Origin of the sequence: Kitasatospora sp. NPDC085879 (assembly GCF_040686255.1) — a bacterium.
GTDB lineage: Bacteria > Actinomycetota > Actinomycetes > Streptomycetales > Streptomycetaceae > Kitasatospora.
Genome location: NZ_JBFBJZ010000038.1, coordinates 1 through 19,173, shown reverse-complemented (window position 1 = coordinate 19,173; position 19,173 = coordinate 1). Strand labels below are relative to the sequence as shown.

At 74.5% G+C, this 19,173-nt stretch carries 14 protein-coding genes, 3 tRNA genes and 1 pseudogene; 8 read left to right on the top strand and 10 right to left on the bottom strand.

Annotation, left to right across the window (positions count from 1 at the left end):
* Positions 1-74: 74 nt before the first annotated feature.
* Positions 75-569: a hypothetical protein gene (locus AB0P35_RS26270; RefSeq protein ID WP_363515102.1), complete on the bottom strand. Its 495-nt coding sequence runs from the start codon at positions 567-569 to the stop codon at positions 75-77.
* 245 nt (positions 570-814) lie between these two features.
* Positions 815-888: transfer RNA gene (locus tag AB0P35_RS26265), tRNA-Ile, on the bottom strand.
* Positions 889-1,157: 269 nt separating this feature from the next.
* Here AB0P35_RS26265 and AB0P35_RS26260 point away from each other — a divergent pair.
* Positions 1,158-1,901, top strand: a complete 744-nt coding sequence (locus tag AB0P35_RS26260; protein WP_363515099.1) for a trypsin-like peptidase domain-containing protein — start codon at positions 1,158-1,160, stop codon at positions 1,899-1,901.
* 103 nt (positions 1,902-2,004) lie between these two features.
* On the opposite strand, the gene AB0P35_RS26255 is transcribed toward AB0P35_RS26260, so the two are convergent.
* Positions 2,005-2,077: transfer RNA gene (locus tag AB0P35_RS26255), tRNA-Asn, on the bottom strand.
* Positions 2,078-2,124: 47 nt separating this feature from the next.
* Positions 2,125-2,197, bottom strand: a tRNA-Asn gene (locus tag AB0P35_RS26250).
* Between the two features lie 300 nt (positions 2,198-2,497).
* Here AB0P35_RS26250 and AB0P35_RS26245 point away from each other — a divergent pair.
* Positions 2,498-2,782, top strand: coding sequence for a hypothetical protein (locus AB0P35_RS26245; protein WP_363515096.1), 285 nt, complete (start codon positions 2,498-2,500; stop codon positions 2,780-2,782).
* Between the two features lie 99 nt (positions 2,783-2,881).
* Positions 2,882-4,321: an FGGY family carbohydrate kinase gene (locus AB0P35_RS26240; RefSeq protein WP_363515093.1), complete on the top strand. Its 1,440-nt coding sequence runs from the start codon at positions 2,882-2,884 to the stop codon at positions 4,319-4,321.
* Between the two features lie 39 nt (positions 4,322-4,360).
* Here AB0P35_RS26240 and AB0P35_RS26235 read toward each other — a convergent pair whose 3' ends face one another.
* The 5 genes from AB0P35_RS26235 to AB0P35_RS26215 form a co-directional block, all read right to left on the bottom strand.
* Complete coding sequence (locus tag AB0P35_RS26235) at positions 4,361-5,530, bottom strand: sigma-70 family RNA polymerase sigma factor (RefSeq protein WP_363515212.1); 1,170 nt, start codon at positions 5,528-5,530, stop codon at positions 4,361-4,363.
* Between the two features lie 137 nt (positions 5,531-5,667).
* A complete protein-coding gene (gene dnaG / locus AB0P35_RS26230) occupies positions 5,668-7,593 on the bottom strand; it encodes a DNA primase (protein ID WP_363515090.1) in 1,926 nt (641 codons plus the stop codon).
* A 36-nt stretch (positions 7,594-7,629) separates the two neighbouring features.
* Positions 7,630-8,910, bottom strand: a complete 1,281-nt coding sequence (locus AB0P35_RS26225; RefSeq protein ID WP_095874975.1) for a deoxyguanosinetriphosphate triphosphohydrolase — start codon at positions 8,908-8,910, stop codon at positions 7,630-7,632.
* Between the two features lie 48 nt (positions 8,911-8,958).
* A complete protein-coding gene (locus AB0P35_RS26220; protein WP_363515088.1) occupies positions 8,959-9,339 on the bottom strand; it encodes a hypothetical protein in 381 nt (126 codons plus the stop codon).
* A 64-nt stretch (positions 9,340-9,403) separates the two neighbouring features.
* On the bottom strand, positions 9,404-10,210 hold the full coding sequence (locus AB0P35_RS26215) for a CbiX/SirB N-terminal domain-containing protein (RefSeq protein WP_363515086.1): 807 nt from the start codon (positions 10,208-10,210) through the stop codon (positions 9,404-9,406).
* A gap of 202 nt (positions 10,211-10,412) precedes the next feature.
* Between AB0P35_RS26215 and AB0P35_RS26210 the strand changes: the two genes are divergently transcribed.
* From AB0P35_RS26210 to nirD, 5 genes are all read left to right on the top strand, one after another.
* Entirely contained in the window at positions 10,413-12,494 is a 2,082-nt protein-coding gene (locus AB0P35_RS26210) for a molybdopterin oxidoreductase family protein (protein ID WP_363515084.1), read from the top strand.
* Positions 12,495-12,599: 105 nt separating this feature from the next.
* Positions 12,600-14,366, top strand: a complete 1,767-nt coding sequence (locus AB0P35_RS26205; protein ID WP_363515082.1) for an ABC transporter ATP-binding protein — start codon at positions 12,600-12,602, stop codon at positions 14,364-14,366.
* Between the two features lie 103 nt (positions 14,367-14,469).
* Positions 14,470-15,759, top strand: a complete 1,290-nt coding sequence (locus AB0P35_RS26200) for an FAD-dependent oxidoreductase (protein ID WP_363515080.1) — start codon at positions 14,470-14,472, stop codon at positions 15,757-15,759.
* Positions 15,756-18,377: a nitrite reductase large subunit NirB gene (gene nirB / locus AB0P35_RS26195; RefSeq protein ID WP_363515078.1), complete on the top strand. Its 2,622-nt coding sequence runs from the start codon at positions 15,756-15,758 to the stop codon at positions 18,375-18,377. The genes AB0P35_RS26200 and nirB overlap by 4 nt, the downstream gene beginning before the upstream one ends.
* Entirely contained in the window at positions 18,374-18,727 is a 354-nt protein-coding gene (gene nirD / locus AB0P35_RS26190) for a nitrite reductase small subunit NirD (protein ID WP_095874969.1), read from the top strand. The genes nirB and nirD overlap by 4 nt, the downstream gene beginning before the upstream one ends.
* A 105-nt stretch (positions 18,728-18,832) precedes the next feature.
* Here nirD and AB0P35_RS26185 read toward each other — a convergent pair.
* Positions 18,833-19,173, bottom strand: a pseudogene (locus tag AB0P35_RS26185) (SGNH/GDSL hydrolase family protein); the annotation flags it as partial.

The window sequence follows — 19,173 nt, the reverse complement described above, 5'->3', positions numbered from 1 at the left end:
AGTGCTCCACATGACCGTTTTGGTCGGCACGGTTCCCTCACAACCGATGCGGAACAGATTCCTCCGACGCACCCTCAGTCGACGTCCGCGACCGCCTTCTCGACGGCCGCACGGACGTCCGCGCCCACCGGAATCACCGTCAGATTCGCCCTGACCTGCGCCGTTCCGACCACGACGAACCGCACGCCGGGGTTCGCGTCGGCCACGGACGCCAGCGCCTGCGCGGGCACGTCCTCGGCGGCCAGGACCATCGAGCACTTCTGCTGGACGAGGGTGTTCGCGTACGGCACCGCCTCGGGGCCGGTGGTGGCCCGCGGAGCCTTCAACCAGGAGACCTGGGAGTGCTTGGCTGCCGACGCGTCCTGCATGCCGGCCCAGACCGGCTTCACCTCGGCCGCGGCGAGCCCCTGCGCGCCGGTCAGCAGACAGGCCCGCACATCGGTGTACTGCCGCGCCCGGACGGGCAGCGGCTCCGGCTCGTCCGAGGGCCACAGTGCCACCGTCAGACCGCCCGCGACCAGCGCCGTACCGGCACCTCCGGCGATCCACCACACCCGACGACGGTCCACGGCCAGCTCCTCGACCCACCGGCCGGCCCAGTGCCGGCCCCACGGAGCCGCGAGCATAAGCAGACGCGCACCGGCGTCCGACGGCGGGGCGTCCGGCAGCGGTCTCCACCCACGTCCACGGGCGAGTGAATCCCGGCGTGGTGCGCGGCTCGCGGACAGCGCCGTGCTCTAGAGTGGGAGTCACCGGCTTGGACGTTTTGGCTGCTCAGGCGCCCTACTGGCCTGAAAGGCCGTCGGGCCGGAGGTAGGGCGGGTGGGACTCGAACCCACGACCAAGGGATTATGAGTCCCCTGCTCTAACCGGCTGAGCTACCGCCCCCCGATCCGGCCTGCCGCGTCGGCGCGAAGGCCCTTGCAGCAGCAGACGGCCCCTCAGGGCCGTCACCGGCAGCATAGCCGGTCGATCAACCGGAATGCGCGCCGGGTGCGCATCCGGGTACGCCCGCGCACCTCCGCCGGCCCCGCCCGCTCCCCGTGACCGGCCGCGCCCGGCCCCGCCGCCATCTCTGGCGCCGCCCCGGAGGGTCCTGATTAGATCTTGCGGGGGCCCGCATCCGCGGCTCGGCGGCGAGGGAAGCGAGACAGGCGATGGCACGCAGGCGGCGCACCGGCGCCCTGGCACTGCTGCTCGCGGCCGTCCAGCTGACGGCCGCCGCCTGCGCCTGGCCCGGCGGTGGACCCGAGACCCCCAGCTCCCACCCGGCACCCCGGGACGCGGCGAGCGACCGGATCGGCGCGCTCTTCCTCGGCAGCGCCGACGGCCCCCGGATGTGCACCGCCAGCGTGGTCAGCAGCCCCGGGCACAACACGCTGGTGACCGCCGCGCACTGCGTGGAGACCCTGGACCGGGGCCGCGAGCAGGGCCTGGTCTTCGCCCCCGGCTTCCGCGACGGCCGCACCCCCTACGGCATCTGGCCGCTCACCGCGATCACCGTCGACGAGCACTGGACGGCCTCCGAGGACCCGGAGTACGACGTGGCCTTCCTCACCGTCGCCGACGTCGACGGCGAGGAGATCGAGGACGTGCTCGGCGGCAACCGGCTCGGCACCGGCCGCGGCTTCGGCCTGCCGGTCGCGGTCACCGGCTACCCCAACGACAGCGAGGAGCCGATCACCTGCGCCACCCGGACGGCCTCGCAGAGCCCCACCCAGGAGAGCTTCCGCTGCACCGGCTACAGCGTGGGCACCAGCGGCAGCCCCTGGCTGACCACGGACGGCACGGTGGTCGGTGTGATCGGCGGCTACCAGCAGGGCGGCTACGAGGACGAGGTCTCGTACAGCGTGACCTTCGACGACCGGGTGGCCGCGCTCTACCGGCGGGCGACCGCCTGAGCCGGCCCGGCGGCGGCCGGAAAGCGCCCGGGAAACACGAAAACCCCTCGGCTGCACCGAAGGGCCTTCGCTCTGCGCTGATCACCCGGCACTCCGGGTGAAGCTCCCCCAATTGGACTCGAACCAATAACCTGCCGATTAACAGTCGGCTGCTCTGCCAATTGAGCTATGGGGGACTGCTGGTACCGCAAACGAACGGGAGACCGTGAAGGCCGTCCCGGAGCTCCCCCAATTGGACTCGAACCAATAACCTGCCGATTAACAGTCGGCTGCTCTGCCAATTGAGCTATGGGGGATCGAGCTTCCGCCTCGACCCCCGGATCTCCCGGGCTCTCGGCGCTCGCTGCGGGACATACATTAGCGCACTGAGGGGGGTGCTCCGCCAATCGCTTTCGCCGGGCGCCCGCCGGGGCAGGCCGGTGCCCCCGCCCGGCGCGCCCCGCGCGCGCCCGTCCGCGCGGCCGGGGATGCTGGTGCACGGCGGGCACCCGGCCCTGCGGGCAGCCGCCGCCGGGGCGGTTCGCCGCCGGGCACGACGGGTAGGCGCAACGCGGCAGACGACCGTGTGGAAGGGCGGAGAGCAGAGCATGTGGAAGGTGACGTTCATCATGGGGGTCGGGGTCGGCTACGTCCTCGGCGCCAAGGCGGGCCGGCAGCGGTACGAACAGATCGTCCGGACCGCCCAGAAGGTCTCGCAGAATCCGAAGGTCCAGGACGCCGCGGGCAAGGCCAAGCAGCAGGCCGGCCAGGTGGCCGGCAAGGCGGCCGGGGCGGTCGCGGACAAGGTCGGCGACAAGCTGCCGAACGCCGTCACCGACCGGGTCTCGGCGTTCCAGCGCCAGCACGCGACGGACGACAGCTGGGGCACCGTCCGCCCGTAGCGGCGGGCGCACACCGGATCTCCGCGGATCCTGTACCGACTGGGCAACACTTGACGCGGCCGCCCGCGCCGGGGCCGTCGGCTGAGGCATGATCGCATCATGGCCATCGTTGCGGGCATCGACAGTTCCACCACTCGCACCAGGATCGTCGCGTGCGACGCCGAGACCGGTGCCGTGCTGCGGGACGGAAAGGCCCCGCACCCGCTCCCGGAGGGGGCCGACGCCCGCGGCACCGAGGTGGATCCGCAGACCTGGCTGCACTCGCTCGGCGACGCGGCCACCGGGGGCCTGCTGGAGGGCGTCACCGCGATCGGCGTCTCGGCCCAGCAGCACGGCCTGATCGGACTCGACGCGGGCGGGGTGCTGGTCCGCCCCGCACTGCTGTGGAACGACCCCCGCTCGGCCGGTGCCGCCGCCGCGCTCATCGACGCGCTCGGCGGCCCGGCCCCGTGGGTGGAGGCGATCGGGTCGGTGCCCTCCCCCACGTACACCATCGCCAAGCTGCGCTGGCTGGCCGAGTTCGAGCCGGTGTCGGCGAAGCGGATCGCCGAGGTGCTGCTGCCGCACGACTGGCTGATCTGGCAGCTGCTCGGCCACCCCAGGCGGCGCACCACCGACCGCGGCGACGCCTCCGGCACCGGCTACTGGTCGCCGGTCACCGGCGAGTACCGGCAGGACCTGATCAAGCTCGCGATCGGCCACGAACTACGCGTCCCGGACGTGCTCGGCCCGGCCGAGCCCGCTGGGCACACCCCCGAGGGGCTGCTGATCTCGGCCGGCACCGGCGACAACATGGCCGCCGCGCTGGGCCTCGGCCTGCGCCCCGGCGACGCGGTGGTCTCGCTCGGCGGCAACGGCACCATCTTCGCCGTGCACGAGCAGGCCGTGGTCGACGTCACCGGCGCGATCTCCTCCTTCGCCGACGCCACCGGCCGTCACCTGCCGATGGCCGGCACCCTGAACGCCGCCCAGGTGCTGCGCTCGACCGCCGCGATGCTCGGCTGCGACCTGGAGGCGCTGAGCGACCTCGCGCTGCAGTCCTCCCCCGGGTCGTACGGGCTGGTGCTGCTGCCCTACCTGGACGGCGAGCGCACCCCGAAACTGCCGCATGCGGCGGGCACCCTGACGGGGCTTCGGGCCGAGTCGATGGGCCCTCAGCACCTGGCCCGGGCCGCCGTCGAGGGCATGCTGTGCAACGTCGCCGAGGCGCTGGACGTGCTGCGCGGGCACGGCGTCCCGGTCGGCCGGGTGTTCCTGCTGGGCGCGGTCGGGCGGCTGCCGGCCGTCCGGGAGGTGGCACGCCAGCTGTTCGGCGTGCCGGTGGTGATCCCGCCGCCCGGGGCGCACGCGGCGCGCGGCGCGGCGCGGCAGGCCGCCTGGGCGCTGGCCCGCACCCCGGAGCCCCCGCAGTGGGAGCTGCCCGAGGTGGTGACGCTGACCCCCGACCCGGACCAGGACCTGCCGATCGGCAACGCGGTGCGCCAGCAGTTCAAGGCGGTCCGCGAGCAGATCCACCCGGAGACGGCCACCACCGGCTGAGGGCCCGGCGGGCAGCCGGTCGGGCAGCCGGTCGGTCGGTCAGTCGAGGTAGGCGCGGAGCTGGTCGGCGTAGGCGTGCGCGCGGAGCTTGCCGAGCGCCTTGGACTCGATCTGCCGGATCCGCTCCCGGGTGACGCCGAACAGCGTGCCGATCTCCTCCAGGGTGCGCGGCCGGCCGTCGTCCAGGCCGTAGCGCAGCCGGGCGACCTGGCGCTCCCGCTCGCCGAGGGTGGCGAGGACGGCGTCCAAGTGCTCGCGGAGCAGCAGCAGGGCGGCGCTCTCCGCGGGCGAGGCGGCGTCGGCGTCCTCGATCAGGTCGCCGAGCGCGACGTCGTCCTCCTCGCCGACCGGGGTGTGCAGCGAGACCGGCTCCTGGGCGAGCCGCAGCACCTCGCGGACCCGTTCCGCGGGCAGCTGCACGGCCAGCCCGACCTCGGCCGCGGTGGGCTCCCGGCCGTGCTCCTGGAGCATCGTCCGCTGCACCCGCAGCACCCGGTTGATCTGCTCCACCACGTGCACCGGGACGCGGATGGTGCGGGCCTGGTCGGCCAGCGCCCGGCTCATCGCCTGGCGGATCCACCAGGTCGCGTAGGTGGAGAACTTGTAGCCGCGGGCGTAGTCGAACTTCTCGACGGCGCGGATCAGGCCGAGGTTGCCCTCCTGGACGAGGTCGAGCAGGGTCAGGCCGCGGCCGACGTACCGCTTGGCGACCGAGACCACCAGGCGGAGGTTGGCCTCGATCAGGCGGCGTTTGGCGATCCGGCCGATCACCACCAGGCGGTCGAGGTCGCCGGCGAGGGTGCCGTCCAGGGGCTCGCCGCCGGCGGCGGCGCGGTCCAGGGCCTCCTCGGCGAACAGCCCGGCCTCGATCCGGCAGGCCAGGTCGACCTCCTCCTCGGCGGTGAGCAGCCGGATCCGGCCGATTTCGCGCAGGTACTGGCGGAACAGGTCGGCGGCGGGGCCGGTGGCGTCGTCCAGGGCAGGCAGGGGGGTACGGGCCTCGGTGTCCCGCTCCTCGGCGGCGTCGGCGCTCCGGTCGGCCCCGGCGGCCGGTTCGGGCGCGTGCGGGGCGTCCTCGGCCCCCGGCGGGCCGGCCTGTGGGGGCACCCGGCTCTCCGCGTCGGGCGGGCCGGCGGCGCGGTCGTGCACGGTGCCGTCGTCGGGGGCGACGGCCTGGGGCCGGCGGGCTGCTGCTAGCTCCACGGGAATCCCTTCGGGGCCGCGCGCGGCAGCTGGGGGACGCCGCGCCACACGGGACTGGGATACCCACCAGTGTGGGCCACGCCACACCCGGGGCCGAGACTCGTGCAGCGCTTTCGTGAAGATGTACGGACAGCCCGGGGTGTCTACAGGGCGGCGGAGCCGCGGGAGCGGAGCTGGTGACCGTACTGCTGGAGGGCGTACAGCTCGCTCTGCACGGCGTTGACCTCCTCGGCGGAGGCGCGGCTGCCGAGCCGCTGGAGGTGGCCGCGGGCCTCGGCGACCCGCCGGTCGACGGCCTGCAGGCGGAGCTTGACCAGGAACTCGCCGGCGTAGATCTCGTCGGCCTTGCGCCGGGAGCGGATCGGCTCGACCGTCAGCTCCAGGACGAGGCGGCGGACGTCGTCGTCGGGGCAGGCCTCGCGGACGGCGCCGGTGAAGTCCGGCAGGGCCGCGCCGTAGGCCGCGCCGCCGGCCTGGCCGATCGCCCGGCGGACGGCCTGGTACGGCGGGGTGGGGAACTCGTCCTCGCCGTACTGGTCGAACGCGGGGCTGACCAACTCGGGGTGCTGGAGGGCGAGTTTGATCAGCTCGCGCTCGACGAACTGGGCCGGGTCGCGAGGGTTCAGCCGGTACGCGGGCTGCGCGGGGCGGACGGGCTGCGGCGCGCTCTCGCCCCGGCGGGCGGCCGGGCGGGTCTGCCCGTTCTGCTGGTTCTCCCGCTGCCAGCGGGCGAGTTGGCCGATTCGGCGGACGACGAACTGCTCGTCGAGGATGCCGAGCATGCCGGCCAGCTGGACGGCGTACTCGTGCTGGATGGAGCGGTCCTTGATCCGGACGATGATCCGGGAGGCCTCCTCCAGGGCGGCGGCGCGGCCCTCCGCGGTGTCCACCCGGTGCCGGGCGACGGCCTGCCGGAGCGCGAACTCGAAGAGCGGGACGGGGTTCTCGATCAGCTCGCGGACCGCGTCGTCGCCCTTGGCCAGGCGCAGCTCGCACGGGTCCATGCCGCCGGGGGTGATGGCGATCGAGGTGCGGGCGGCGAACTTCTGGTCGTCCTCGAAGGCGCGCAGCGCGGCCTTCTGCCCGGCGGCGTCGCCGTCGAAGGTGAAGACCGTCTCTCCGCGCCCCAAACCATTGGCGGTGTGGGAGGTGTCCATCAGGAAGCGGCGGATCACCTTGATGTGCTCCTCGCCGAAGGAGGTGCCACAGGTGGCCACCGCGGTCTCCACGCCTGCGAGGTGGCAGGCCATCACATCGGTGTAGCCCTCGACGACCACCGCCCGGCCGGACTTGGCGATCTCCTTGCGGGCCAGGTCGATGCCGTACAGGACCTGGGACTTCTTGTAGAGCGGCGTCTCGGGGGTGTTGAGGTACTTGGGGCCGTTGTCGTCCTCGCGCAGCCGGCGCGCGCCGAAGCCGATGACCTCGCCGGCGGTGTCCCGGATCGGCCAGATCAGCCGGCCGCGGAAGCGGTCGATCAGGCCGCCGCGCTGCCCCTTCGAGGCGAGGCCGCCGAGCAGGATCTCCTTGTCGGTGAAGCCCTTGCCGCGCAGGTACCGGACGAGGTGCTCCCAGCCGACCGGGGCGTAGCCCACGCCGAAGTGCTTGGCGGCCGCCTCGTCGAAGCCGCGCTCGGCGAGGAAGCGCCGGCCGATCTCGGCCTCCGGGGAGGCGAGCTGCTCCTCGTACCAGGCGGCGGCGGCCTTGTGCGCCTCGACCAGGCGGGTCCGCTCGCCCTGCTGGTGGCGCGGCGAGTAGCCGCCCTCCTCGTAGCGCAGGGTGATGCCGGCCTGGGCGGCCATCCGCTCGACGGCCTCGGCGAACGAGCAGTGCTCGATCTTCATCAGGAAGGAGATGGTGTCGCCGGCCTCGCCGCAGCCGAAGCAGTTGAAGACGCCCTTGCCGGGGTGCACGTAGAACGAGGCGGACTTCTCGTCGTGGAAGGGGCAGACGCCCTTCAGCTGCGCACCGCCACCGTTGACGAGCTGCACGTAGTCGCCGACCACGGCGTCGATCGGCAGTGCGCTGCGCACCGCCTGCACATCCTCGTCCCTGATCCGCCCGGCCACCCGTGAAGTGTAGGCGACCGGGCGGGAACGGCGGGGTCAGCGGTGCAGGACGAGCCGGGCGTGCAGGGCGAGGGCGGAGGCGTCGGTGAGGACGGCGATCTGGTCGATCACGGCGCGCAGCGCGGCCCGGTCGTCCTCGGCCTCCTCGTACACGGCGGCGAAGACCGGGTCGAGGCCGTGCGGGGCGCCGCGGGTGAGCGCGTCGGCGAGCTCGGCGATGACGATCCGCTGCCGGGAGCGGAGCTGGGCCTGCTCGTCGCGCTGCATGACGTAGCGGACGGCGACCGCCTTGAGCACCGCGCACTCCAGCCGGACCGGCCGGGGCACGACCAGCTCGGCGGCGTACCGGGTGAGCCGGCCGGGGCCGTAGCGGGCCCGGGTGGCCTGCTCGGCGGCCAGGCAGAACCGGCCGATGAGCTGGGAGGTGAGGTCCTTGAGGCCGGCCCGGGAGCGGGCGCTGCCGTCGTAGCCGCGCGGCCACCAGTCCTGCGCCTGCAGGCGGTCCAGGGCCTCCGCGAACTCGGCGGGGGCGGCGTCCGGGGCGTACCGCTCGGCGATCTTGAAGAGTTCGGTGCGCTCCTCGGCGGAGCGCAGCGCGGCCGGCTCGATGTGGCCGGCCTGCAGGCCGTCCTCGACGTCGTGGGTGGAGTAGGCGACGTCGTCGGACCAGTCCATCACGGTGGCCTCGAAGCACTTGCGGCCGTCCGGCGCGCCGGCCCGCAGCCAGCGGAAGACCGGCAGGTCGTCGCCGTACACGCCGTACTTGGTGGAGGACGGGTCGGCGGGGTGCCGGCCGCGCGCCCACGGGTACTTGGTGGCGGCGTCCAGCGCGGCGCGGGTGAGGTTGAGGCCGACGCTGCGGCCGGGCCGGGGGGCGAGCCGGGCGAGGCTCTCGTCGGCCGGGGCGAAGCGCTTGGGCTCCAGGCGGGTCAGGATGCGCAGCGACTGGGCGTTGCCCTCGAAGCCGCCGCACTCGCGGGCCGCCTGGTCGAGGGCCTCCTCGCCGGTGTGGCCGAACGGCGGGTGGCCGAGGTCGTGGGCGAGGCAGCCGGTCTCCACGAGGTCCGGGTCGCAGCCGAGGGCGGCGCCGAGCTCGCGGCCGACCTGGGCGCACTCCAGGGAGTGGGTCAGTCTCGTCCGCGGGAAGTCGCTCTGCAGCGGGGCGACCACCTGGGTGGTGCCGGCGAGCCGGCGCAGCGCGGCGGAGTGGAGCACCCGGGCGCGGTCGCGCTGGAAGGCGGTGCGGCCGGGGCGCTTGTCCGGCTCGGGCACCCAGCGGGCCTCGGCGGCGGGGTCGTACGGCGTGGTGTCGTCCATATACCCGCCACGGTACGCCCGCTGACCGACATCCAGGGATGCGCCGCGCTACGGCCGGGTGGCCAGGAGTCGGCGCCACCGGGGCTGTTCGGTGACCAGGCAGGCGGCGGCGAGGACGGTCACCGGGACGGCCGCCCACGCGGGCCAGACCGCCCAGGCGCCGGCGACGGCGGCGGCCAGCTCCAGCAGGACGAGGCCGACGGTGACGTACCCGGGGACGGGAACGAGCACCTGGGTCTTGTCGCCGGGGGTGGCGAGGACGGCGGGCAGGCCAATCAGGACGAGCAGGGCCACGGCGGAGAGCCAGGGCGAGACGCCGGCGAGCGCCCAGGGGGCGGCGACCCAGGCGACGATCTCGGTGAGGAAGCGGAGGACGTCGGGCAGGCGGACGGGCGCGGCGGCGGAGTCGGCGCTTCTGGGGGCGGCCATGCGGGCAACTCTCGCACAGCGGTGGGGAGTCGCGCACCGGGCCCTGACGGGCGTGCCCGAGGTGTCAGGCGGCGGTGGGGAGGAGCGCCGGGACGCAGCTGCGGTAGCGCTCCAGGACGAGCCGGACGACGGCGTCGTGGGCTCCGAGCGGGGCGGAGGCGAGGGGGGCGCCGGCGGCGGCCGCGAGGCGGGCGAAGTCGCCGGGGGCGGTGAAGTAGCCGGCCACGGCGGGGCGGCGGCCCTCGGCGGTGAGGCGGGCCACGGTCTCGGCGACGCTGGGGCCGCCCGCGGCGACGTAGCCGGGGTGGACGGGCACGCCGAGGCGGAGGGCGAGCAGGCGCGCCTGCTCCTGGGTGTCGAGGGCGGCGTCCGCGTCGCGGGAGCCGGAGGCGGCGAGGACGACGGCGTCGCGGCCGTCGGCGCCGCGGCGCCAGCCGGCCTCGGCGAGCCGGGCGGCGAGGGCCTCGGCGAGCAGCGGGTGCGGGCCGAGCGGGGCCGCGACCGCGCCGCTGACCTGCGGGGCGGCGGCGAGGGCGGCGGGGATGTCGACCTTGGCGTGGTAGCCGCGGCCGAGCAGCAGCGGGACGAGGACGGCCGGGCCGCTCAGGGTGTCCAGCACCTCGGGCAGCAGCGGGGCGTTGAGGCCGAGGTGGCCGAGCCGGACGTCGAGTTCGGGTCTCGCGGCGCGCAGCCGGTCCAGCAGGCGGGCGATCTCCGCTCCGGCGGCGGGGTCGCGGGAGCCGTGCGCGACCAGCACCAGGGCCGGGCGGCGGGGCGCGTGCAGGACCCGCAGGGCGGCGGCCCGGGGCGGAGCAGCCCGCCGGGTCGCCTGCGGCGTGGGGGCGGCGGCGAGGGTGGGGATCGGCGTCATGCGCTCCAGCGTCACCCACCGCTGTTTCCCCGCCGTTGCCCGGTGGTCACGACTGGTTTCCCGGGCCTCACAGCCGCCGGCCGCCCCGCTGAGAGGCCGGGACGGCCGCCTCACAGCCGTTCGGCGGGCCGGTGAGGTCGGTGTGCGGGGGCCGTAACCTGCGGGCCGCGGCGGCGAAACAGCGCCGTAGCACGGTGGGGACATGAACGATGCCGCCACCGACACCCACTGCCCGTACTGCGCGCTGCAGTGCGGCATGGGGCTGCGCCGCACCGGCGGGCCCGTCCCGGTCGCCGTGGTGGAGCGGCCCGCGTTCCCGGTGAACCGGGGTGCGCTCTGCGGCAAGGGCGCGAACGCCGCCGCGGTGCTGGCGCCCGGCGCCCGGCTGACCACGCCGCTGGTACGGACCGGCGGCGAGCTGCGCCCGGCCTCCTGGGACGAGGCGCTGGACCGGATCGCCGCGGCGGTCGCCGCGACGGCCGCCGCGCACGGCAGGGACGCCGTCGGGGTGTTCGGCGGCGGCGGGCTGACCAACGAGAAGGCGTACCTGCTGGGCAAGTTCGCCCGGGTGGTGCTGCGCACCTCGGCGATCGACTACAACGGCCGGTTCTGCATGTCCTCGGCGGCGGCCGGCGGGATCCGGGCGTTCGGGCTGGACCGCGGGCTGCCGTTCCCGGTCGAGGACGTCCCGCGGGCGGGCTGCGTGATCCTGGTCGGCGGCAATCCGGCGGAGACCATGCCGCCCTTCGTCCGCTACCTGCGCGAACTGCAGGAGAACGGCGGGAGGCTGATCGTCGTCGACCCGCGGCGCACCCGCACCGCCGAGCTCGCCGACCTGCACCTCGCCCCGCGGCCCGGCACCGACCTGGCGCTGGCGCTCGGCCTGCTGCACCTGGTGGTCGCCGGCGGCCGCACCGACGAGGAGTTCATCGCCGAGCGGACCACCGGCTGGGCCGAGACCCGCGCGGTGGCGATGGCGCACTGGCCCGAGCACGTCGAGTCGGTGACCGGGGTGCCGGTGCCGCAGCTGCGGGAGGCGGTGTCGATGTTCTGCGACGCCGCGACCGGCATGGTGCTGACCGCCCGCGGCCCGGAGCAGCAGGCGAAGGGCACGGACACGGTCAGCGCCTGGATCAACCTGTGCCTGGCCACCGGCAACGCGGGCCGCCCGTACGCCGGGTACGGCTGCCTCACCGGGCAGGGCAACGGCCAGGGCGGCCGCGAGCACGGCCAGAAGGCCGACCAGCTGCCCGGCTACCGGAAGTTGGACGACCCGGCGGCGCGGGCGCACGTGGCCGCGGTGTGGGGCGTCGACCCGGACGCGCTGCCGGCGCCGGGGCGCAGCGCGTACGAGCTGCTGGACTCGCTCGGCACCGAGGTGCGGACGCTGCTGCTGGCGGGCTCCAACCCGGTGGTGTCGGCGCCGCGTTCGACGCACGTGGCCGAGCGGCTGCGGTCGCTGGACTTCCTGGCCGTCAGCGACGTGGTGCTCTCCGAGACGGCGGCGCTGGCGGACGTGGTGCTGCCGGTGACGCAGTGGGCGGAGGAGACCGGCACGATGACCAACCTGGAGGGCCGGGTCATCCTGCGCCGCAAGGCCGTGGACGCGCCGGAGGGGGTGCGCAGCGACCTGGACGTGCTGCACGCCCTCGCCGCGCGGCTGGGCCACGGGGAGGGCTTCCCGACCGAGCCGGAGAAGGCCTTCGAGGAGCTGCGGCGGGCCTCGGCCGGGGGCGCCGCCGACTACGCGGGGATCAGCTACGAGCGGATCGAGGCCGAGGACGGGGTGTTCTGGCCGTGCCCGTCGGCGGAGCACCCGGGCACCCCGCGGCTGTTCCTGGACCGGTTCGCCACACCGGACGGGCGGGCCCGGTTCACGCCCGTGCAGCACCGCCCGGCGGGTGAGGAGCCGGACGAGGAGTACCCGGTGCGCCTGACCACGGGCCGGGTGCTGGCGCAGTACCAGTCCGGTGCGCAGACCCGCCGGGTGGCCGAGCTGAACGCGGCCGCGCCCGGTGCGTTCGTCGAACTGCACCCGAGGCTCGCCGAGCGGCTCGGGGTGCGCGACGGCGAGCGGGTGGCGGTGGTGAGCCGGCGCGGACGGACCGTCACCCCCGCCCGGCTCACCACCGCGATCCGGCCGGACACCGTGTTCATGCCGTTCCACTGGCCGGGCGCGGCCAATGCCAACGTGCACACCAATCCGGCGCTGGACCCGGTGTCGCGGATGCCGGAGTTCAAGGCCTGCGCGGTGCGGCTGGAGCCGGCCGGTCCGGCGGAGTGAGGCGCGGCCGGGCCCGGCGGTGTCCGGTTCCGGCCACCCGGGGGCGGCACCGGACTGCCAGGATGGTGCCACCCCCGCACCGAACTCCTCCCCCAGGAACCGTTCATGGCGCTGCCCCAGGGACCGCTCAGCCACCGCTACCGCGGCGAGCACCCCGTCCGCACCCTCTTCTACCTCTTCCGGCCCGACCGCGGCCGCGTCGCCGCGGCGGTGGCCGTCTTCCTGGCGAAGCACGCCCCGGTCTGGCTGCTGCCGCTGATCACCGCGAACATCGTGGACGTGGTCGTCCGGCACCGGCCGATCTCGGTGCTGTGGTGGAACTCCGCGGTGCTGCTGGTGATCCTGCTGCTCAACCTGCCGCTGCACCTGCTGTACGTGCACTGGATGCACGGCTCGATCCGGCGGATGGGCACCCGGCTGCGCTCGGCGCTGTGCCACCGGATGCAGCAGCTGTCGATCGGCTACCACTCGCGGGTGAGCGCCGGTGTGCTGCAGGCCAAGGTGATCCGCGACGTCGAGGGCATCGAGAACGCCTCGCAGCAGACCGCGGACAACGGGCTCGCCGCGATCGCCACGCTGACCGGCGGCCTGGTCGTCATCGGGGTGCAGACGCCGGCCTTCCTGCCGGTGTTCCTGGTGATCGTGCCGGCCGCGGCGCTGCTGGTCGTCCGGCTGCGGGAGCGGCTGCGCAGCCAGAACGAGTCCTTCCGGCAGGAGGTCGAGCAGTTGTCCTCCCGGATCGGCGAGATGACGACGCTGATCCCGATCACCCGGGCGCACGGGCTGGAGCGGACCGCGCTGCGCCGGGTGGACCGCACGCTCGGCCGGGTGCTGGACGCCGGGCTGCGCCTGGACCTGCTCAACGGCCGGTTCGGCTCGCTCGCCTGGATCCTGCTGAACGCGATCGGGGTGGGCTGCCTGGCCGGCTCGGCGCTGGTCGCGTACTACGGCTGGCTGGACGTCACCCCGGGCGCGGTGGTGATGCTCAGCGCGTACTTCTCCAGCCTGACCGGCTCGGTCACCACGCTGCTGACGCTGACCCCGCAGCTCGGCAAGGGGCTGGCGTCCGTCCGCTCGGTCGGCGAGGTGCTGGAGGCGCCCGACCTGGAGGAGAACTCCGGCAAGGCGAAGGTCGCGAAGGTCACCGGCCGGATCGAGTTCCGCGGCGTCGGGCACACCTACCCGGGCGGCGAGGAGCCCTCGGTGAGCGGCTTCGACCTCACCGTGCGGCCGGGCGAGACGATCGCCCTGGTCGGCGGCTCCGGCGCGGGCAAGTCCACCGTGCTGAACCTGCTGATCGGCTTCCTGCGCCCGAGCGAGGGCCGGATCCTGCTGGACGGCACCGACATGGAGCGGCTGGACCTGCGCAGCTACCGCAAGTTCCTGTCGGTGGTGCCGCAGGAGTCGATCCTGTTCGAGGGCAGCGTCCGGGAGAACGTCACCTACGGAATGAAGGACGTGCCGGAGGAGACCGTGCGGGCGGCCCTGCGGGACGCCAACGCGCTGGAGTTCATCGACCGGCTGCCGCAGGGCCTGGACACCGTGGTCGGCGAGCGCGGCGCCCGGCTGTCCGGCGGGCAGAAGCAGCGCCTCGCGATCGCCCGGGCCCTGATCCGCGACCCGCGGGTGCTGATCCTGGACGAGGCGACCTCCGCGCTGGACTCCCGTTCCGAGGCGCTGGTGCAGCAGGCACTGGCCCGGCTGGTCGAGGGCCGGACGGTGTTCGTGGTCGCCCACCGGCTCTCCACGATCAGGAACGCCGACCGGATCGTGGTGATGCACCGCGGCCGGATCGCCGAGATCGGCTCGCACGCCGAACTCCTGCGCAGCGGCGGGGCGTACGCCGGGCTGCAGGCCGCCCAGCTGGCCTGACCGGGGGGCTCACAACCGGCGGCGCGCGCCGCTGAGGTCGACTTTCCGCTCGTGAAACAGAGCGGCCCCGGCCGGGAAACCTCCGGGAAGCATGCTCAAGGGCATGACAGCGACGGACAGCACAGCGGAGCCGCGGATCGTGGTGATCGGCGGCGGTATGGCCGGCCACCGGCTCGCCCAGCAGCTCACCGCCCACGGCGCGCGCCGGGTGACGCTGCTGGCCGAGGAGGAGCACGCCCCCTACAACCGGGTGCTGCTCGCCGAGGTGCTGGCCCGCCGCTACGCCCCGGACATCGCGGCCCTGGCGGCACTCCCCCCGCAGGTGGAGTGCCGCCGGGCCCGGGCCGTCCGGATCGACCGTGAGCACCGCCTGGTGCAGTGCGACGACGGCGCCGCCGTCGGGTACGACAGCCTGGTCCTCGCGACCGGCTCCAACCCGGTGCTGCCGCCGCTGCGCGGCCTGTTCGACGACGCTCTGACCGGGCGGGAGAGGCACGAACTCCCCACCGGGGTGTTCGCCTTCCGCACCATGGCCGACTGCGAGCTGATCGACGGCCACCTGCCGGGCGTCCGGCAGGCCGTGGTGGTCGGCGGCGGACTGCTCGGGGTGAGCGCGGCCCGGGCGCTCGCCGCCCGCGGCGTCCAGGTGGTGCTGGCCCACCAGGGCGAGCACCTGATGGAACACCACCTCGACGAGGAGGCCGCCGGACTGCTCCGCGCCCACCTCGCCGAGCTCGGCGTCGAGGTGCACACCGAGTGCCGGGTGCGCTCGGCGCTCACCGAGGACCGCCGGATCACCGGCGTCGAACTCGCCGACGGCTTCCGCCTGGACGCCGAACTCCTGGTCATCGCCACCGGGGTGCGGCCGCGCACCGGCCTCGCCGCCGCGGCCGGCCTGGAGGTGCGGCGCGGCATCGTCGTCGACGACCGGCTGCGCACCTCGGACCCGGCGGTGCACGCCCTCGGCGACTGCGCCGAGCACCGCGGCACCGTCTACGGCCTGGCCGGCCCCGCCCTCGCGCAGGCCGACCACCTGGCCCGGCTGCTGTGCGGCCAGGACACCCCGTACCGGGGCAGCCGGCTGCTCACCCGGCTCACCCTGACCGGCCCCGACTCGGCGCCGCTGGACCTCGCCGCGTTCGGCGAGACCGCCCCCGCCGGCCCCGGCGACCGGGTCGTCCGGCTCGCCGACGCCGGCCGCGGCACCTACCGCAAGGTCATCGTCCGCCGCGACGAGCAGGGCGGCGACCGCCTGGTCGGCGGCGTCCTGCTCGGCGACCTCGGCACCGTCGGCGACCTCGCCGGCACCTGGGAGGGCGACGAGGCCCTGTCAGCACACCCGCTGCACCTGCTCACCACCCAGAGCACGACCACCGGAGGGCCCGCCCGATGACCACCAGCCCGATGACCACCACCAAGCCGACCGTCGTCCTGGTCGGGTACGGCATGGTCGGCCACCGTTTCCTGGAAGCCCTGGCCGACACCGGCGCCGCCGACCGCTACCGGGTGGTCGTCCTCGCCGAGGAGCCCCGGCACGCCTACGACCGGGTCGCCCTGACCTCGTACTTCTCCGGCAAGTCCGCCGACGACCTGCTGCTCGCCGAGGAGGGCTTCACCGACACGCACGGCTTCGAGGTGCACCTCTCCTCCCCCGTCGCCTCGATCGACCGGGCGGCGAAGACCGTCACCACCGCGGCCGGCCACACCGTCGGCTACGACACCCTGGTGCTGGCCACCGGCTCCTACCCGTTCGTGCCGCCGGTCGAGGGCAAGGACGCCGAGGGCTGCTTCGTCTACCGGACCATCGAGGACCTGGAGGCCATCGAGGCGTACGCGGCGACCGCGAACGTCGGCGCGGTGGTCGGCGGCGGTCTGCTCGGTCTGGAGGCGGCGGGCGCGCTCAAGGGCCTCGGCCTGGAGACCCACGTGGTCGAGTTCGCACCCCGCCTGATGCCCGTCCAGGTGGACGAGGGCGGCGGCGAGGCGCTGCGCCGCACCATCGAGGAGATGGGCGTCGTCGTGCACACCGGGGTCGGCACCAAGACCGTCGTGGTCGAGGACGGCAGGGCCTGCGGCATGACCTTCACCGACGGCTCCGACCTGGAGACCGACCTGGTGATCTTCTCGGCCGGCGTCCGCCCCCGCGACCAGCTGGCCCGCGACTGCGGCCTCACCGTCGGCGAGCGCGGCGGCATCGCCGTCGACGAGTTCTGCAAGACCTCCGACGAACACGTCTTCGCGATCGGCGAGTGCGCGCTCGCCGTCGACGGCCGGGTCTACGGCCTGGTCGCCCCGGGCTACGAGATGGCCCAGGCGGTCGCCCAGCAGCTCGCCGACGAGGCCTGCAAGCCGTTCACCGGCGCCGACCTCTCCACCAAGCTCAAGCTGCTCGGCGTCGACGTGGCCAGCTTCGGCGACGCCTTCGGCACCACCGAGGGCTCGCTGGACGTCGTCTACTCCGACTCCCGCTCCGGCGTCTACAAGAAGCTGGTCGTCACCGCCGACGGCGCACTGCTCGGCGGCATCCTGGTCGGCGACGCCGAGGCGTACTCCTCGCTGCGGCCGCTGGCCGGAACCGGCAACCCGCTGCCCGTGCCCGCCGAGTCCCTGGTCCTCCCCTCCGGGGTGGGCGCCCCCGCGTCGCTCGGCAGCTCCGCACTGCCGGACGAGGCGGTCGTCTGCAACTGCCACAACGTCACCAAGGGCCAGGTCCGATCGGCCGTCACCGAGCACTCCTGTGCCACGGTGCCCGAGGTCAAGAAGTGCACCAAGGCCGGCACCGGCTGCGGGTCCTGCATCAAGCTGCTCTCGACCATCGTCTCCGACGAGCTGGAGGCCTCCGGCGTCGAGGTCGACAAGGGCCTGTGCCCCTGCTTCGCGCACACCCGCGCCGAGCTGTACGAGATCGTCCGGGTGAAGCGGATCGCCACCCACCGGCAGCTGCTCGCCGAGCACGGCCGGGTCTCCGAGAGCGCCGAGGGCTGCGAGGTCTGCAAGCCCACCGTCGGCTCGATCATCGCCTCGCTCGCCCCGGAGCTGGAGGCCTCCGGCCACATCCTGGACGGCGAGCAGGCCGCCCTGCAGGACACCAACGACCACTTCCTGGCCAACCTGCAGAAGAACGGCTCCTACTCGGTCGTGCCGCGCATCCCGGGCGGCGAGATCACCCCGGAGAAGCTCATCGTCATCGGCGAGGTCGCCCGCGACTTCGGCCTCTACACCAAGATCACCGGCGGTCAGCGGATCGACCTCTTCGGCGCCAGCGTCGACCAGCTCCCGCAGATCTGGTCCCGCCTGGTCGCGGCCGGCTTCGAGTCCGGCCACGCCTACGGCAAGTCGCTGCGCACCGTGAAGTCCTGCGTCGGCTCCACCTGGTGCCGGTACGGCGTACAGGACTCCGTCGCCATGGCGATCCACCTGGAGCTGCGCTACCGCGGCCTGCGCAGCCCGCACAAGCTCAAGTCGGCGGTCTCCGGCTGCGCCCGCGAGTGCGCCGAGGCCCGCGGCAAGGACTTCGGCATCATCGCCACCTCCAACGGCTGGAACCTGTACGTCGGCGGCAACGGCGGTGCCACCCCGCGCCACGCGGACCTGCTCGCCCAGGACCTCGACGACGAGCAGCTGATCAAGCTGATCGACCGGTTCCTGATGTTCTACATCCGCACCGCCGACCGGCTGGAGCGCACCTCCACCTGGCTGGAGCGCATCGACGGCGGCCTCGACCACGTCCGCGACGTGGTGGTGAACGACTCGCTGGGCATCTGCGCCGACCTGGAGGCCCTGATGGCCCACCACGTCGCCGACTACCAGGACGAGTGGGCCGCCACCCTGGCCGACCCGGACCGGATGCGCCGCTTCGTCTCCTTCGTCAACGCCCCCGGTGTCCCGGACCCGAGCATCCAGTTCACCCCGGAGCGCGACCAGATCAAGCCCGACCTGGTGCTCCTCGCCACCGAGGAGGAGCTGCTCGCCGCCCTCGACCCCGACAACGCGCTCCTGGAGACCCGATGACCACCGTCGCCACCACCACCCGCGTCGAACTGCTGACCGGCCGCACCTGGACCACCGTCTGCGACTGGGAGCGGCTCACCCCCGGCCGCGGCGTCGCCGTCCTGCTGCCGGACGGCACCCAGGCCGCCGTCTTCCGCGACCGCGCCGACCGCCTGTACGCGGTGGCCAACCGCGACCCGTTCACCGGGGCGTACGTGCTCTCCCGCGGCCTGGTCGGCTCCACCGCGGACGGCAGGGTGTACGTCGCCTCGCCGCTCCTCAAGCAGCGCTTCGACCTGGCGACCGGGGAGTGCCTGGACGACGAGACGGTCCGGATCCCGGTGCACACCACCCGCCTCGGCGAGGTCTGAGGCCCCCGAACGGCCCCGGCCGTCCGCAGTCCCTGCCCTGACCCGCGGACGGCCGGTGCTCTGTCTTCGGGCGCCGCGCCGGACGGCCGGAGCCCGGGGCGCGCCCTAGTGCCGGACGGCCGCCAGGACGGCGTCCGCCATCCCGCGCTCGCCCCGGGCGTTCGGGTGCAGCGGGGCGGCGCCCACCGCCGACAGGGCGGGCTCGATCCAGCGGCCGGCCTCCCCCGCGCACATGTCGTGGCCGGCCGAGGCGGCGGCGGTGTCCACGTAGGCCGCGCCGGCGGCGGCCGCGCGCTCGCGCAGCATCTCGTTCAACTGCTGCTGCTTCTCGGTGAGGAAGGCCAGGTCGGGGACGGCGAAGCCGTCGCCCACGGGCGCCCGGCATCCCCCCCGGGGCGCCGGCCGCAGCGGCGGGGAGACCACCCAGAACAACCCCCCCGACGGCG

Bases quoted from the DNA above. Each gene is read 5' to 3' on its own strand.
- AB0P35_RS26260 (WP_363515099.1), top strand. From the start codon at position 1,158: ATGGCACGCAGGCGGCGCACCGGCGCCCTGGCACTGCTGCTCGCGGCC.
- AB0P35_RS26240 (WP_363515093.1), top strand. From the start codon at position 2,882: ATGGCCATCGTTGCGGGCATCGACAGTTCCACCACTCGCACCAGGATC.
- AB0P35_RS26210 (WP_363515084.1), top strand. From the start codon at position 10,413: ATGAACGATGCCGCCACCGACACCCACTGCCCGTACTGCGCGCTGCAG.
- nirB (WP_363515078.1), top strand. From the start codon at position 15,756: ATGACCACCAGCCCGATGACCACCACCAAGCCGACCGTCGTCCTGGTC.
- AB0P35_RS26215 (WP_363515086.1), bottom strand. From the start codon at position 10,210: ATGACGCCGATCCCCACCCTCGCCGCCGCCCCCACGCCGCAGGCGACC.
- AB0P35_RS26220 (WP_363515088.1), bottom strand. From the start codon at position 9,339: ATGGCCGCCCCCAGAAGCGCCGACTCCGCCGCCGCGCCCGTCCGCCTG.
- AB0P35_RS26200 (WP_363515080.1), top strand. From the start codon at position 14,470: ATGACAGCGACGGACAGCACAGCGGAGCCGCGGATCGTGGTGATCGGC.
- AB0P35_RS26225 (WP_095874975.1), bottom strand. From the start codon at position 8,910: ATGGACGACACCACGCCGTACGACCCCGCCGCCGAGGCCCGCTGGGTG.
- nirD (WP_095874969.1), top strand. From the start codon at position 18,374: ATGACCACCGTCGCCACCACCACCCGCGTCGAACTGCTGACCGGCCGC.
- AB0P35_RS26205 (WP_363515082.1), top strand. From the start codon at position 12,600: ATGGCGCTGCCCCAGGGACCGCTCAGCCACCGCTACCGCGGCGAGCAC.